The 15,734-nt window shown below is 62.5% G+C and carries 12 protein-coding genes; 9 read left to right on the top strand and 3 right to left on the bottom strand.

Annotated features, from left to right (window positions below; all coding sequences use genetic code 11):
- Nucleotides 1-548: 548 nt before the first annotated feature.
- From GVY39_RS16300 to GVY39_RS16265, 8 genes are all read left to right on the top strand, one after another.
- Nucleotides 549-2,420, top strand: coding sequence for a type I polyketide synthase (locus GVY39_RS16300; RefSeq protein WP_159925484.1), 1,872 nt, complete (start codon nt 549-551; stop codon nt 2,418-2,420).
- Nucleotides 2,421-2,434: 14 nt separating this feature from the next.
- Nucleotides 2,435-6,118 carry an FkbM family methyltransferase gene (locus GVY39_RS16295; protein ID WP_159925486.1) on the top strand — a complete coding sequence of 1,228 codons (3,684 nt, stop codon included), beginning with the start codon at nt 2,435-2,437 and terminating at the stop codon, nt 6,116-6,118.
- 291 nt (nt 6,119-6,409) lie between these two features.
- A complete protein-coding gene (locus GVY39_RS16290) occupies nt 6,410-6,997 on the top strand; it encodes a flavin reductase family protein (protein WP_201295240.1) in 588 nt (195 codons plus the stop codon).
- A gap of 130 nt (nt 6,998-7,127) precedes the next feature.
- A complete protein-coding gene (locus GVY39_RS16285; RefSeq protein ID WP_159925488.1) occupies nt 7,128-8,720 on the top strand; it encodes a tryptophan halogenase family protein in 1,593 nt (530 codons plus the stop codon).
- Nucleotides 8,721-8,732: 12 nt separating this feature from the next.
- The gene (locus GVY39_RS16280; RefSeq protein WP_159925490.1) at nt 8,733-9,881 is read left to right on the top strand and encodes a monodechloroaminopyrrolnitrin synthase PrnB family protein; all 1,149 of its coding nucleotides are present in this window, start codon (nt 8,733-8,735) and stop codon (nt 9,879-9,881) included.
- Nucleotides 9,874-11,187, top strand: coding sequence for a flavin-dependent oxidoreductase (locus GVY39_RS16275; protein ID WP_159925492.1), 1,314 nt, complete (start codon nt 9,874-9,876; stop codon nt 11,185-11,187). The genes GVY39_RS16280 and GVY39_RS16275 overlap by 8 nt, the downstream gene beginning before the upstream one ends.
- A gap of 86 nt (nt 11,188-11,273) precedes the next feature.
- Nucleotides 11,274-11,603: a DoxX family protein gene (locus GVY39_RS16270; protein WP_201295241.1), complete on the top strand. Its 330-nt coding sequence runs from the start codon at nt 11,274-11,276 to the stop codon at nt 11,601-11,603.
- A gap of 73 nt (nt 11,604-11,676) precedes the next feature.
- Nucleotides 11,677-12,081, top strand: coding sequence for a hypothetical protein (locus GVY39_RS16265; RefSeq protein ID WP_159925494.1), 405 nt, complete (start codon nt 11,677-11,679; stop codon nt 12,079-12,081).
- 261 nt (nt 12,082-12,342) lie between these two features.
- Here GVY39_RS16265 and GVY39_RS34395 read toward each other — a convergent pair whose 3' ends face one another.
- The gene (locus GVY39_RS34395) at nt 12,343-12,786 is read right to left on the bottom strand and encodes a cupin domain-containing protein (RefSeq protein ID WP_236565495.1); all 444 of its coding nucleotides are present in this window, start codon (nt 12,784-12,786) and stop codon (nt 12,343-12,345) included.
- Between GVY39_RS34395 and GVY39_RS16255 the strand changes: the two genes are divergently transcribed.
- The gene (locus tag GVY39_RS16255) at nt 12,778-13,188 is read left to right on the top strand and encodes a MarR family winged helix-turn-helix transcriptional regulator (RefSeq protein ID WP_159925496.1); all 411 of its coding nucleotides are present in this window, start codon (nt 12,778-12,780) and stop codon (nt 13,186-13,188) included. The two genes, GVY39_RS34395 and GVY39_RS16255, sit on opposite strands and share 9 nt — an antisense overlap.
- A 39-nt stretch (nt 13,189-13,227) precedes the next feature.
- Here the strand turns inward: GVY39_RS16255 and GVY39_RS16250 are convergent, their stop codons facing one another.
- Entirely contained in the window at nt 13,228-14,265 is a 1,038-nt protein-coding gene (locus tag GVY39_RS16250; RefSeq protein WP_159925498.1) for a TIGR03842 family LLM class F420-dependent oxidoreductase, read from the bottom strand.
- Between the two features lie 35 nt (nt 14,266-14,300).
- Entirely contained in the window at nt 14,301-15,722 is a 1,422-nt protein-coding gene (gene hydA, locus GVY39_RS16245; RefSeq protein WP_159925500.1) for a dihydropyrimidinase, read from the bottom strand.
- Between the last annotated feature and the right edge of the window lie 12 nt (nt 15,723-15,734).

Raw genomic sequence — 15,734 nt, 5'->3', positions numbered from 1 at the left:
GTGGTTTCGCGACTGCAAAATGTTCTCCGATGGTGCGCGACCGCGCGCCGATCCTGCGCTGTTCGTCGCCGAGGTAGCGATGCGGCGGCCTCCAACCGCTCGGACTCCCGATCAACTCGTTGAAGGTTCAAATCGTTCCACGCTCTTGATACATGCCGCTGACGAACGGTACGCTATTTGAAGGTACAACGAAACGCTCTGCGGCCTTGATTTCGAAATACCCCGATCAAGGGATCCGCTTCAGGACTTCGGGTATGGATTATTGCATCGCAACCGTGCCACTGAGTGCGGTCCCCAGCGGACTACGCATGGATGATTCCGACAAAGAAGCACGCCGGTCATGAACGATTTATGCAGCCTCTAAAAATTTAGAATAACTGGTCCTGGACCGAAAAATCACGGTTGCCGCCGTGAGGGAAAACTCGCTGGCCATCGGCTCGCAACAGGCAATCTGAACGGTTCTGCCAGCAACATCGGGACGTCGAGGAACGGCTCTGCCAGCAACATCGGGACGTCGGGGATTGTCGAACCACGAAGAAGGAATGCGCATGACGCAACCTCAGCAAGGCGCCGGGCAGCTAACTACTCCCAGAACGCAGCCACAACCGATCGCGATAGTAGGGATGTCGTGTCGCTTTCCCGGCGCGAATAACGCGGACGAACTTTGGGAGCTCCTCTCCAGCGGCACGGATGCGACGAGTGAAACGCCGGCATCCCGTTACAATACAGAGGACTTGTACTCCGATTATCCGGCACTCGGCAAGGTGAGTAGTCGTCGCGCAGGCTACCTTAGTGATATAGACCAGTTCGACGCCCGATTTTTCGGCTTATCCGCAGGAGAAGCCGAAAACTTGGATCCGCAACAACGCCTACTCATGATGACGGCCTGGGAAGCTTTCGAAGATGCCGGAATGCCGCCCGATCGGGTCGCCGGTACTCGCACTGGCGTTTACGTCGGCAGCATGCATCTGGACTACTGGGATCTTATCGCTCAACGCGGATTACGCAAATTCACACCATTCTCGATCTACAACTACCGCAGTGTTTTGTCCGGTCGATTGGCCTACACATTCGACCTGCGTGGACCGTGCATCACCGTGGATACAGCGTGCTCATCCTCCCTTGTTGCTGTGCATCTGGCATGTCAAAGTCTGCGTGCGGGAGAGACCACGCTCGCGATAGCGGCAGGTGTCAACCTCAAACTTACTGCAGATGAGGATGTTCTGCTGTCCCAGGCGGGAACGCTCGCGCCGGACGGTCGATGCAAGTTCGGTGATGCTTCGGCTGACGGGTTCGCCGCTTCCGACGGAGTAGGAGTGGTTGTGCTGAAACCCCTCGCCCAGGCTCTCGCTGACAACGACCGGGTGCGGGCTGTCGTTCTGGGCAGCGCTATCGGAAATGATGGTGCCAGCAGCAACTCACTTCTCACCCCGTCGGTCGAGGGACAGATAGAGATGCTCCGATGGGCTTACGCCGACGCCGGCATAGATCCGGCCGATGTGGACTTCATCGAGGCACATGGGACCGGGACACCGCTGATCGACCCCGCTGAGTTCGCCGGGCTCGCCGCAGTTCTCGGCAAAGAACGTTCCCCGGACCATCCGTGCTTCGTGGGCTCCATCAAGACCAACATCGGACACACTGAAGGGGCCGCCGGCATCGCCGGGCTGATCAAGACTGTCCTGTGTCTCGAACATCACCAGGTAGTGCCAAGCCTGCACTACAACACACCGAACCCAGCGATTCCGTGGGACGATCTTCCGTTGATCGTTCCTACAACGGTCCAGTCCTTACCAACCGTGGACCGTCCCGCGATCGCGGGAATCAGTGGGCAAGGTATTTCCTCGGCCAATACCCATCTTGTCATCGGACAAGCTGACGCTCGGTGGGTCGCCCCGCGTTCTTCAGCCCAGGTCGGGCAAGCACACACATTAGTCGTATCTGCGCATACATCGAATGCGCTCGACGACCTTGCTCGCGCCTACATTCGCTATCTCGGGCCCGAAGGCATCGGGCGAGAGTTCGAGCTCCGTGATGTCTGCTATACGGCCGCAAACCGCCGTCACCATCACGCCTACCGCTTGGCGATTACTGCGGCAGACCATGACGCACTGATTATCGCCCTCGGCTGCTTCCTGGACCGCACGAATGCCCCCGGACTCGCCGTCGGCCACGTGAGTAATCCCGATCTGCAGACAGGCCGACGCCTGCAGGCAGGACAACAGTCCAACCTGCCTCTCGATCATGTCGCTGTGCGCTACGTCACCGGCCAGCCCATTGATTGGAGCGTGCTCGCCGAACCAGGTGCGCGTTTCGTTCCCGCACCGACTTATCCCTGGCAGACCGAACGTTATTGGCTCGAGCCGGATCCACGCATATCCGAAGTGGCGGCTCCGACGCCCGAGGGGGTCCAATCGTGACCGGGATGGTTCGCATGGCACTGTACGACAGCCTTCTCGGACGTGCGATACCACCCGGTAACCGTTGGGTAGTGGAGCTGACTGCCGACTCGTTTGCCGACCACAAGCTCCAGGATATGGTCGTCTTTCCGGGCTCGGTGTACCTGGACTTGGCGTTGACCGCAGCGACCGTGACTATCGGAGTCCGACCATCGGTCCTGGAGGATGTGTCCTTCGACCACGCGTTGGTCCTGTCACCAGACGCGCCACGTGAACTCCAGATCGAACTGATCCCTGGGCAGGACAACAGGTGGGAGTTCACGGCGACCGGGGCAGCAACCGACGTACAACACGCAACCGCCTTGATCCCCACTCAGTCCGCGCAAGACGACCCTCTACTTGATATCGCGGATCCATTGTGGCAACAGGGTACGGAAATCACCGGTGAGGCACTGTACGCCCAGATGGCTTCCGCTGGAAACTATTTCGGTCCCAGGTTTCGCAGCATCCAGAGGTGCCGAGTCGGCGATGGCCGAGTTGTCGCGACCTGGCAGTCACCGACGACCCCGAGCCTGACTACCGTTGACACTGCCATGCAAGCGCTGACCGCAGCGACCGGGGTTTCCGATCGTACGTTCGCACTTGTAGGCCTCGAGCGGCTGCGCCTGACAGACACTCCGACTTCACCGCAAATCGGAAAAGTATATGCAAAACTTCGGCCAGGGTGGCGAGCAGACCCCGATGAGGTGACCGGCGATGCGGTACTGCTCGATGATGAGGGTCAGCTGATCGTTGAACTGACGGGTATGCGCCTGCGCTGTTTGGACTCGTCACACTCGGCGAGTGAGGCGCTGCAAGTCGCAGTCGCGGCTACATTCACGGCCGAGCCGCTCGAGGACTCACTGGAATTCTGGTTCGATGCGCTCGGCATATCTGCAGACATCAAGTTCGCCGGGTACAACCAGGTTTTCCAGCAACTACTCGATCCAGGCAGCCTGCTGTCCACCAATACCGAAGGCCTGAATGTGGTCCTCGTTCGCCCGGAAGATCTGTTACGAGGCGGTCCGCAAGATATTGCGGAACTCGTGCCATATGAAACCGAGTACCTGTACAAGGAGATCTTCGAGCGGCAAGTGTACCTTCGGCATGGGATTGAACTTCCCGACGATCCCTGCGTTTTCGATGTAGGTGCGAACATCGGGATGTTCACAATGTTCGTGCGCAGTAGATGCCCAAACGCTCGAGTGTATGCATTCGAGCCGGCACCGGCGACATTCGATATTCTTCTGCGCAACTGCCCGGACGCAATACTATTCAATTATGGCCTCGCGGACAAGAATTCAGTGCAGGAATTCACTTTTTATCCGAATTCTCCAGCATACTCGGGGTTTGCCGCAAATGAGACAAGGGACCGCCGGGCGGTGGAGGCTGTGGTCCGGAACATGCTACGCCGGAACATGCCGGCCGAATCACCCGACTTCGACCCGCTGGTAGCGCAATTCACTGCCGACAGACTTGCTGGCGAGACTCACCGCGTTGAGACCAGAACCCTTTCCAGCGTGCTTACCGAGCACTCCATCGAGCGAGTCGATCTATTGAAGATCGACGCTGAAGGCAGTGAAGTTGGCATCCTGGCCGGAATCCGTGACGAGCACTGGCAGCTCATCAGGCAGGTCGTAGCCGAGGTGCATACTCCAGAAGACGGGATTCGTGTCGCGGAGATGCTGTCGGACCACGGGTTCACCGTCCACGTCGATGATCAGGACGAACTCCTGATGGGCACCGGATTCGTGAACGTCTACGCGCGAAATACGTCGTCTTGGCCTCAAAACCACAATAACTTGTCAATCGGAACGTCGCCGAAGGCACGCTTCGAGGGCACTCCCGGTCCAGCAACTACGCTAGGCAAGGAGTTGGCCGGCGCATTCGAAGCTTTCCGTCAGCGTGTCGAAGGTCCGTGCATTTTCGTGTTGTGTCCGCCAGTCGACGATGCACTTGTGCAAGTGGTCACCGACTTGCCTGATGTTGTGGTGATCACGCCCGACGAACTTCAACGTTACTACGCAGTATCAGATTATGTTGACGTACGTGCTGAACGACTCGGGCGTATCCCTTACACCAATCGATTCTTCGCAGCCCTCGGCACCATGATCACCCGACGGTATCTAACCACTCGGCAGCCACCGGCCAAGGTACTTGTCTTGGACTGTGACCAGACTCTGTGGACCGGTGTATGCGGCGAGGATGGCCCGCATGGTGTGCACATAGATCCGTACCGGAAAGAACTCCAAGAATTCGTCGTCCGCCAGCATGACTTGGGAGTGCTCATCTGCCTGTGTAGCAAAAACAATCCAGCAGACGTTCTGGATGTCTTCGCCCAGCGGACCGATATGCCCCTCCAGCTCGACCACATTGCCGCACACCGGCTGAATTGGCAGCACAAGTCGGCCAATCTCGTTTCACTGGCCGAGGAACTCGGCCTCAGCCTCTCCGACTTTGTCTTCCTCGACGACAACCCGGTCGAGTGCGCCGAGGTTCAGGCGAACCTGCCTGAAGTATTGACCCTCCGAATCCCAGATACTACATCGGAAATTCCGCGCTTCCTCGACCATATCTGGACGTTGGATCGGGCTAGACTCACCGATGAGGACCGAGCACGAAACGAACGGTACCGCCAGGAGCAGCAACGGCAGGCGGCACGAGCCGAGTCCATCACCTTCGAATCTTTCCTGGCGAGCCTCGATCTCCAAGTGGATATACATCCATGGAAGCCCAGCGACCTACCACGGGTTGCCCAGCTCACCGAGCGCACCAACCAGTTCACCACCACCGGGGCACGGCAGACCGAGGCCCAACTGAACGAGGCGCTGACCTCAGGGTCCTTCGATTGCTTCACGGTTCGGGTCCAGGATCGGTTCGGTGACTACGGCCTTGTCGGCGCGACGCTGTTCCGACCAACCGAGACCGCTCTGCAAGTGAATTCATTCTTCCTGAGTTGCCGCGCCCTGAGCCGAGGTGTCGAGGACCAGATGGTGACCGCACTCGGTGAAATCGCCAGGAACTATGGTCGCGACCGCATCGAGATCGTGTTCGTACCGACGGGACGAAACGAACCGGCTCGCGCGTATTTCGAAACTGTATCGAGCAGTTCGCATTCAGAAGGGGAGGAGTTCCGGTTCATCCTGACAGGCAATGCCTCAATAGCGTTTGGGGGATCTATAGATCGTAGCCGTGGAGTGAAAACGGAAACCACGACGAACACCGTGCAACGCAAGCTGCCCACAGGACGTGGGTTCGTGTCCAATTCCAGGAATTCAGACATACCTTACACGAGAATCGTCGAAGAGCTTCGAGATCTGGATGCCATCGTCGCAGCCATCGACGCTGGTCGAATCCGGAGCAGGCCGGCGCGGCAAGCCGCACCCACAAGGCCGAACGATGAGATCGAAGGCAAACTGGTCGATCTGTGGCAGCACGTACTCGGTGTCGACGAGGTCGGAGTGGACGACAATTTCTTCGATCTCGGTGGCACATCGCTCCGGGCTGTCCAGGTGATGGCCGAACTGAGCGAACTGACCGGCAGGCGCATGCCCCCGATCAGCACCTTCGAGAACAACACGATCCGGTCCATAGCCGCAATGCTGCGAACAGACAGCGGCGGTTCGGACGACAGCACCGAGCATGCCGAGCGCGGAACCCAGCACAGGCGGGATGCGTAGCGAGGCGGGGACGGGCCCGGTCGAAGATTGCCGTGACTGCCGCTACGACACGGACTCTGGGCGTGGCCGAGCACAGGGAAACGATATTCCCTCAGCGCTAACGCATCTGGGTGGGCCAGTATTCCACGAGTGAAATTGGTGATCAAAATTGCCTGCCGCATTCAACCACATATACACGCCGTGGCGAACACCACGGTATGAGCGCCGTGTACGCCCGGCTACCCCGTTTGCGGACCGTGCGTCGCGTCGGCAACCCACGACGCACCTCGTCAAGTTGGAGACCTTCCCGTCATGACCGAATCGATCACGGCAACCGGCGATATACGGCACATGACAGCCGAGGGGTTTCGGGCCATGATGCGCGGCTTTCCCACCGGAGTCTCGATCGTCACTGCCACTGATGTCTCGGGCGCACCACGCGGTATGACCTGCACGTCGGTGAGCAGCGTGACTCTGCGCCCGCCAACGTTACTGGTCTGCCTGCGCGACGGGAGCCCTACGCTCGAGGCGGTCGTGAGCAGTGGCACCTTCTCCGTGAACCTGCTTCACAGCGCCGCACAATCGGCTGCCGAGTTGTTCGCTTCCGGCGCGCCGAACCGGTTCGACCTCATCTACTGGGAGCAATCGTCCGTGAACGGTAGTCCACGTCTGAGCCGCGACGCGCATGCTATCGCCGAGTGCCGTGTCATCCACACCGCCACGGTCGGTGACCACACCGTCGTCTTCGGCGAAACGCTCAGTATCACCCGGAACTCTGGTCTCGAGCCGTTGCTTTACGGACTGGGCCAGTACCGCTTCTGGCCGGAGATGGAGGCCAATGGAACTACCTGCAACCAGAATGTGCACGACTGCGAACTATCGAACAGAACTATTGAATAAAAACGTGAGTTCGCCTGGTCACAAGGGCAGGGTCACAGGCTACCTACCTACTAGAAGTATTATCTTTTATTTTCGGTTCGCCATCTATTCATAGCTACCTTATTTCGATGCTCAATGAGGAACCACTCAAATGAACGATAACCGTATCAATAAAGTTGTTGTACTCGGCGGCGGGACTGCCGGATGGATGACCGCATCCTATCTCGGCAAGGCACTCGGCGACGAAGTATCCATCACAGTCCTCGAGGCCCCGGCCATCCCCAAGATCGGGGTCGGCGAGGCAACAGTACCCAACCTGCATAAGACGTTCTTCGATTTTCTCGGGTTGACGGAGGAAGACTGGATGCGTGAGTGCAACGCCAGCTTCAAGATGGGCATCAAGTTCATCAACTGGCGCACTCCGGGTGTCGGCGAGGCGACCGGGCGGCGCTTCCGCGACGCCACTGATCATTACTACCACCTGTTCGGATTGCTGCCCAACCACGCCAACTTGCCATTGTCGCACTACTGGGTGAACAAGAAGCTGGCCGGCCAGACCGACGAACCCTTCGACTACGCCTGCTACCGCGAGCCGCCGATTCTGGACAAGAACCTGGCTCCCCGCCACGTCGACGGTTCGCGGTGGACGAACTACGCGTGGCACTTCGACGCCAACCTGGTCGCCGACTTCCTGCGCCGGTTCGCAGTGAACAAGCAGGGAGCAGTGCACGTCCAGGACGAGATGACCGAGGTGGTCTTCGACCAACGTGGCTATATCTCGGCCCTGAAGACCAAGTCCGGTCGGGTGCTCGAAGGCGATCTGTTCATCGACTGCTCAGGGTTCCGCGGCCTGCTGATCAATCAGGCGATGCGGGAGCCGTTCCTGGACATGAGCGAGCACCTGCTGAACGACAGCGCAGTGGCCACTGCTGTGCCGCATGACGATGCCGCGAACGGCATCGAGCCCTACACCTCAGCGATCGCTATGTCGTCAGGGTGGACCTGGAAGATTCCCATGTTGGGCCGGTTCGGCACCGGGTATGTGTACTCCAGCCGGTTCCAGAACCAGGACGACGCCACCGAGGAGTTCTGCCGCATGTGGAACCTCGACCCGGCAGAGCAGCCGCTCAACCAGATCCGCTTCCGCGTCGGCCGCAACCGCCGCGCCTGGGTGAAAAACTGCGTCAGTATCGGCCTGTCCGGCTGCTTCCTCGAGCCGTTGGAGTCCACGGGCATCTACTTCATCACGGCCTCGCTCTACCAGCTGGCCAAGCACTTCCCCGACCGGCGGTTCGACCAGGTCCTGGTCAACCGGTTCAACCGGGAGATCGAGACGATGTTCGACGACTCCCGGGACTTCATCCAGGCGCACTTCACTTTCGCCCCGCGCGAGGACACCCCGTTCTGGAAGGCCTGCAAGGAGCTGGAGCTCGCCGACGACATCACCGAGAAGATCGCGATGTACCGGGCAGGGCTGGCGGTGAATATGCCGGTCACCGACGAGCAGACGTACTACGCCAACTTCGAGGCCGAGTTCCGCAACTACTGGACCAACAGCAGCTACTACTGCATTTTCGCCGGGCTCGGCCTCGTGCCGGACCATCCGGTGCCGGCCCTGGCCTACCGCCCGGACGACACCGCCTCCGCGGAACCGGTGTTCGCCGAGATCAAGCAGACACAGCAGGAGCTGTTGCGGACCCTGCCGTCTACCTATGAGTACTTGCGCCAGTTGCATGCCAAGTAAGGAGGCGCACTCATGCCGTTCACCCGGTTACCCAACCAGGCAGGCACCGTCGACTGCACAGTGATCAGCGCGCTGGACCCGCTGCACGCTGACGAGTTCTGCCCTAGCCTTCCGGCGATGAACGCCTCGGCCGACGTGCTGGCCCTGGCCGCGCGGCTGCGGGAGTTGGTCCCGGATATGGGCCTGGTCGCCTCGTTCTCCTTGGAGCAGGCGCTGGGCGCGATGCGCGACCTCGGCCTGTTCCTCGGCTCGTTGAAACGCCACGGCGTCCAGCCCGTCGAGGCAGTGCCCGAGGTCGAACCGGTGTTGGTGGCGCTGGGCCGGCGCACCGACATGATTCCGAGAGACACCGTGCACCACTACACCGAGTGGAACCCGACCGACGGCCGCCAGCGGATGTACACCGGCGATCCCCAAGAGGGATTCCTCATGAACGGGCCGCGGATGTCGATGCCGCACCTCGGCGACGCCGTCGACCAGTGCGTCCGGCTGGCCGCGCTGGAACCGGATGATGCTGCATTCCCGGCACTACTGGCCAGCATCGCGGAGAATATCGGCTGTTTCGACAAAGCGATCAGCATGGTGGTGGAGAAAGTCACGCCGGAGTTCTTCGCCCGCGAGATGCGGCCCTACTTCGAGGAGGTCACCGTTGCGGAGATGACATTCCTCGGGCCTGCAGCGGCGCATGTCCCGCTGTTCCTCGTCGATCTGTTGGTCTGGGCCTCCGACCACAGCGCGCTGACGTACGACGACTTCATCGACGAAGCCGCCCAGCACACGCTGCCGCAGTGGCGGTCGTTGGTGGACGCCTGGCGACGCTCGCCGTCGGTGGTCACCAAGGTCACCCAAGCGTTGCAGTCGGTGGCCCCGCATGAGCCTCCACCCGCGCTGCGGGATGCGGCGGTGGCGCTGTCCATGACACTTCGCGCGCTGACGCTGTTCCGCGGCAAGCACTTGACGATCGCACGCAAGGCCTACCGCGACGAGATTCGGTTGTACGAGCTGGGTAGTGGCAACGGGAGCATTGAACTGCTGCGCCAGATCCTTGATCTCACCCGGGAGAACGCGTGGCTGGTCGCGCGGGCCGACGGCCGCGGGGCAAGCGGGCCGACGCGACTGCAGGGGGTCGCCAACGGCGGTAAGGACGGCTCAGGTGGATAGCGATCTCCGAATTGTCATCGCCGGGGCCGGGATCGGTGGCCTCAGCGCGGCCCTGTCGTTGCACGCGGCCGGGTTCACCAACGTCGTGGTGGTCGAGGCGGTGCCCTCCATCCAGCCGATAGGTGTCGGCCTCAATATCCTGCCGAACGCGGTCCGCGAGCTGACTGGGCTCGGCGTGTTCGATGCGGTCTCCCGCCGCGCGGTGAAAACGCTGGACTTCTCGCTGTACCACCGTTGCGGCAGCCTCATCTGGCGGGAGCCACGCGGAGTCGCAGCCGGGCACCGGTGGCCGCAGCTGTCCGTGCACCGCGGTCACCTGCAGCAAACGCTGGCGGCCGCGGTGGTGCACAGGCTGGGCCAGGATTCGTTGGTGACTGACGCGCGGGTTGTCGGCTTCGAGCCGCGTGGCGCTGACCGCGTGAAGGTGGCGCTTCAGCACCCAGCGGCCGGCGGCAGCAGCGTCCACGAGGCCGATGTCCTCATCGGCGCGGATGGCCTGCACTCGACGGTTCGCGCCGCCCTCTATCCAGCAGAGGGCGAGCCTTGCGGCAACGGTCTCGTGATGTGGCGAGGGACCACTTGGGCCGAGCCATACCTGTCTGGACGGTCGATGATCGTCATCGGCGACGACCAGCAGAAGATTGTGGTCTATCCGATCGTCCCTCCGGCCAGCTCAGGCAGCCCCTCATTGATCAACTGGGTGACCGGCCTGCCATCCACGGCCCTGCCGCCAGGGGGAACCAATTCCGCCGAGCGACGCGCCCACGTGCTACGCCACTACAGTAGCTGGGCGCAGCCGTGGCTGGACATCTCGGCGCTGATCTCCGAGGCGGTGGACATCCTCGAGTACCCGATGCTGGACCGGGATCCCCTGCCACGGTGGGCATTCGGCCATGTTGTCCTGCTCGGTGACGCCGCGCACCCCATGTATCCGGTCGGCTCGAACGGGGCGACGCAGGCGATCGTGGACGGTCGCGCGGTCGCGTACTACCTCGCCACCTTGGATGACCCTGGTGAGGCGCTGGCGGCGTTCGAGGCCGATCGCAGACCTAAGATGACCGGGGTCCAGGCAGCGAACCGAAGGATGGGGCCGGAGCAGGCGATCGACCTCGTGCACCGGCGCGCCCCTGGCGGCTTCACCGCGGTCGAGGACGTGATCTCGATAGACGAACTCCGGGAGATCTCCCGCCGGTACGCCCAGACCGGCGGGTTCACTCCAGCACAACTCAACGCTGAACCGACCTCGCCCTACGCCGTCGGTCAGCCCCTGCAAGATTCGTTCCCACAGCCAGCAGAGTCCTGGTGAACGCTGGTGGACTGGGCAGCAGCGGTAAAACTCAATTCGTTCGAATCAAGACCTCATGCGGAAGGTAGGTAAAGGTGGTCGTCATAGTGATCGTGCTGCTGGGGGTTAGTTTTATGGGGGCAGGCGTGGCCAAGCTAGTGGGCTTCCAAGTGATGAGGGACGATGCGGCGCGATTTGGCTTCCCCTACTGGGCTTACCGGGTAATCGGCGCGCTGGAGGTGTGTGGTGGCGCGGGCCTGATGGGCGGGTTGGCATTGAAACCACTGGCAATCGTTTCTGCAATAGGGTTGGTCGGGCTGACCATCGGAGCAGTGGTGTGCCATCTGCGGGCGAACGATCCGAGAATAAAGCCGGCCGCGGCCGCCGTGATGGGTGTTCTCTCGGCAGTGGCAGGGGTTATGAGTGTTATCCAGTGAAACTCCGCATAGGCCAGGTGCGCCACTATGTCGTGGTTCGACTGATGCTGGACACACCCCGTACTCTGCTCGAGTGACTCGAGACCAGACCGCATCGCCGAGAGTCGTAGCGACAGATTCCTACCGGACGGTCGAGAATCCATCCGAGACGCAGCTGCACGACATCCTCGCGGACATGAACCTGAGTGCGCCCTTCGTGATCGTCGACCGGCTCGACGGCCCCGAACCCGGTGACTACTACATTCAGGTTCACCTCGATGAACAAGTGGATCCAGAGCAGGGGCACGGCTATATCGTCGAATTTCGCGACGGAGGACCGGATGCGCATTTCCGTGCCACCGTCAGCGACGACGCTCCGTGGGACAGCGCCTTCTCTCCCGCGTTCGACACCGTGGTGAACGCCGTCCAGGACTGGGCATTCCAGCGCGGAGACTGGCGAACAGCACTGAGCTGGGAACGGCTCGAATTCGACCGCTGACCAGATGTATCGGGCTCAGCGGGACCATCCCTGCGCGGTCTGTCGCACGGTGCGCATATGAGCGCGATCTCGGGGATCGCCGCGATGGCCAGCTGTGACGATGACTACCTGCGCGGCCGAGACTCATTCAGCGAGGAATGAGAGTGTCGGAACTCCGGTGGATCTGATCTCGGTCCGATGAGCCGAGCATGCCTACCCCTTACCGAGGTCGGATCCACCGGCAATCCGACACTCCCTCTGGTCGCCGCCGATCGTCGCTGGCTATGCCGATCCTCCGGGCGAAGAAAACCTCGCTCTGAACCGCGAATCGGGGACGGGTTGGATTTCTATGGGGGTCAGCGGGCCCAGGGGGCGACGATGGGGGGCCGGGGATGAGTCCCTGTCCGCCACGGGTAATACGACGATTGCCTCGAAGGGTTCATCACTGGGCGTGGACATTGCGAACTGTTGGTATGCGGGCACGATTAGTGCGTCTCCGGCTGTGACGGTGAAGGTTTCGTCGCCCATGGTGACGGTCATCGTTCCGGACAGCGCGATGAAGATCTCCTCGCGGTCCAGGGCGTGTGCGGGAGCGTCGATGCCGGGCTTCAGGGTCAGTCGCCAGGCGCTGTTCTCGGTGGAGCCGCGGCTGGGTGCGGCCAGGCCGATGAATATCGCGTGGTCGTTCTCGAAGCGTGGCGCGCTGTCGGCGGTGAGGTGTGGCATGCGTGTCTCCTAATCTTCAACCATGAGCGCGGCTATCGCGGACTCGGTGCGTCCTACGGCTACGTCCTGCGTTCGCTGGCCGAGAACGCCCGCACTGCAAGTCAACTGGCTGAGGGGCTCGGTATCAGCGCGCAGGGCGCGGCCAAGGTCGTCGACGAAATGGTGCGGCGCGGGTACGTGGAGCGGCGCCCGGATCCGGCCGACAAGCGGGCCAAGTTGCTGCACCTGTCCGCCCGAGGGCGCGACCTACTGGTCGCGGTGCGCGAATTCCACGCCGCCTACGAGCGCGAGCTGATCGCCAGGGTAGGCGGGGACCAGGTCGCCACTGTGCGCGCGGTGCTGGGCGAGGTTATCGGCATGGCAGCGCTTTCCGGCGAAGAGCGCACCTTTCGGCCGCTATGAGAGCCATCGACGGGTTACTGCGGCCAGATCCGACCATCGCTACCCTGTCGATCGGGCGGCGGTCAGGAAAGGGGCGAGACGAGGCAGCACCGATTCACCGTACGCCTCCAGGGTCGTCGTCTTCGCGTCGTGCTGGAGGTAGACAGCGAATTGGTCCACGCCGAGCCCCGCCAGCTCCCGCAACCGGGACAGGTGCTCGTCGGGCGTGCCCAGCAGGCAGAAGCGGTCCACGATGGCATCGGGCACATACTCGGCGTGGACGTTGCCCGCGCGTCCGTGCTGGGTGTAGTCGTAGCCCCGCCTGCCTTCGACGTAGTCGGTGAGTGCGGCCGGGATGTCGCCCGCCGTACCGTATTTCGTGACGATCTCCGCCACGTGGTTGCCGACCATTCCACCGAACCATCGGCACTGCTGCCGCGCGTGCGCGAGCGCCGCGTCCGTCCCGTCGGTGACGTACGCGGGTGCGGCCACGCACATCCGGATCGCCGCCGGGTCCCTTCCTGCGCGCTCGGCCGCCGCCCGCACCCGCGCGATCGTCCAGGCGGTGATGTCCGGGTCGGCCAGTTGCAGGATGAAACCGTCCGCCACCGCGCCGGTCAGGTCGAGGGCGCGTGGTCCGTAGCCCGCCACCCACACCTCCAGCCGCGAGCCGGTCGCCCACGGCAAGCGGACCAGAGTGTCGCCCACGCGCGCGCTGCGTCCGTTACCCAGCTCCCGGATCACCTCGACCGCCTGTCGCAGGGTGGCGAGAGTGGCCGGGTTCCCGCCCTGGGTGCGCACAGCCGAATCCCCGCGGCCGATCCCGCACAGCGTGCGATTACCGAACATCTCGTTCAGCGTGGCGAAGGTCGACGCGGTCACCGTCCAGTCCCGGGTGGACGGATTGGTCACCATCGGACCGACCATGACCTTGCGCGTGGCCGCCAGGATCTGGCTGTGGATGACGTAGGGCTCCTGCCAGAGCAGATGCGAGTCGAACGTCCAGACGTGCGAGAACCCGTATGTCTCCGCCAGCCTGGCCAGTTCGATCACGCGCGAGGCAGGGGGCGTGCATTGCAGCACCAGACCGATGTCCATTCGGCACTCTCCGTTCCGAGGATCGAGATGCGGCGTCAGATCAGGTTCTGTGACAGTGCGCGCTCGACGAACCGGCCGTGCCCCGCGTGACCGAGGTAGACGCCGTCATCGACGACCACACGGCCCCGCGACAGCACCGTGTCGACGTGTCCGTCGATCTCGAAGCCCTCGTAGGCCGAATAGTCCATGTTCATGTGATGTGTCTTGCCGAGACCGATGCTGGTGTGGCCGCCCGGGTCGTAGATCACGATGTCGGCGTCCGCGCCCGGGCTGATCACCCCTTTGCGCGGGTACATGCCGAACATCCGGGCCGGCGTGGTGCAGCAGACCTCGACCCATCGTTCCAGCGAGATCCGGCCGGATCGGACGCCCTGGAACATCAGGTCCATCCGATGCTCCACGCCGCCGATGCCGTTGGGGATCTTGCTGAAGTCGCCGAAGCCCATGTCCTTCTGGTCCTTCATGCAGAACGGACAGTGGTCGGTGCCGACCGTCGTGACGTCACCGGTGCGTATATAGCGCCACAACTCGTCCTGATGCCCTTCGGCTTTCGACCGCAGCGGGGTGGAACACACCCATTTGGCGCCTTCGAAACCGGGTGCGCCGAGCTGCTCTTCGAGCGAGAGGTACAGGTACTGCGGGCAGGTCTCGCCGAAGACGTTGCGTCCGGCGTCGCGGGCGGCGGCGATCTGCGCCAGTGCCTGCTCGGCCGATACGTGCACGACATACAGCGGCACGCCGGTCAGCTCGGCCAGCATGATCGCGCGGTGGGTCGCCTCCTCCTCCAGCTGCCACGGCCTGGTCGTGCCGTGGAAGTACGGTGCGGTCTCCCCGCGCGCGAGCGCTTGCTCGACCAGCACATCGATGGCGATGCCGTTCTCGGCGTGCATCATCACCAGCGCACCCAGCTCCGCCGCCGACTGCATGGCGCGCAATATCTGGCCGTCGGTGGAGTAGAAGACACCCGGGTAGGCCATGAACAGCTTGAAGCTGGTGACGCCCTCTGCCACCAATTCGCTCATCCCCTTCAGGGACTCGTCGTCGACTTCGCCGATGATCTGGTGGAACCCGTAGTCGATCGCGCACTGTCCGGCCGCCTTGTGGTGCCAGGCGGCCAGGGTCTCCTGGACGCGCTCCCCCGGCTTCTGGACGGCGAAGTCGATGATCGTGGTGGTGCCACCCCACGCGGCGGCACGGGTGCCTGTCTCGAAGGTGTCGGAGGCTTCGGTCCCCCCGAAGGGCATTTGCATGTGGGTGTGGCCGTCCACGCCGCCGGGGATCACGTATCTGCCGGTCGCGTCGAATACCCGATCGGCGGACGCGGCGAGGTCCGCGCCCAGCGCGGTGGAACCCGGCTGGAGAACGGCGGCGATGCTCTCGCCGTCGACGAGCACGTCGAGCGGTTGGGCTCCGGTGGCGCAGACCACCGTGCCGCCGTGGATGAAAGTGCGCGCCATCTCCTTCTCCCC

This window comes from Nocardia sp. CY15 (assembly GCF_009829295.1).
In the GTDB taxonomy this organism is placed as follows: domain Bacteria; phylum Actinomycetota; class Actinomycetes; order Mycobacteriales; family Mycobacteriaceae; genus Nocardia; species Nocardia sputi.
The sequence above is the reverse complement of the archived record's forward strand: the minus strand, read 5'-3'. Positions and strand labels throughout refer to the sequence as shown.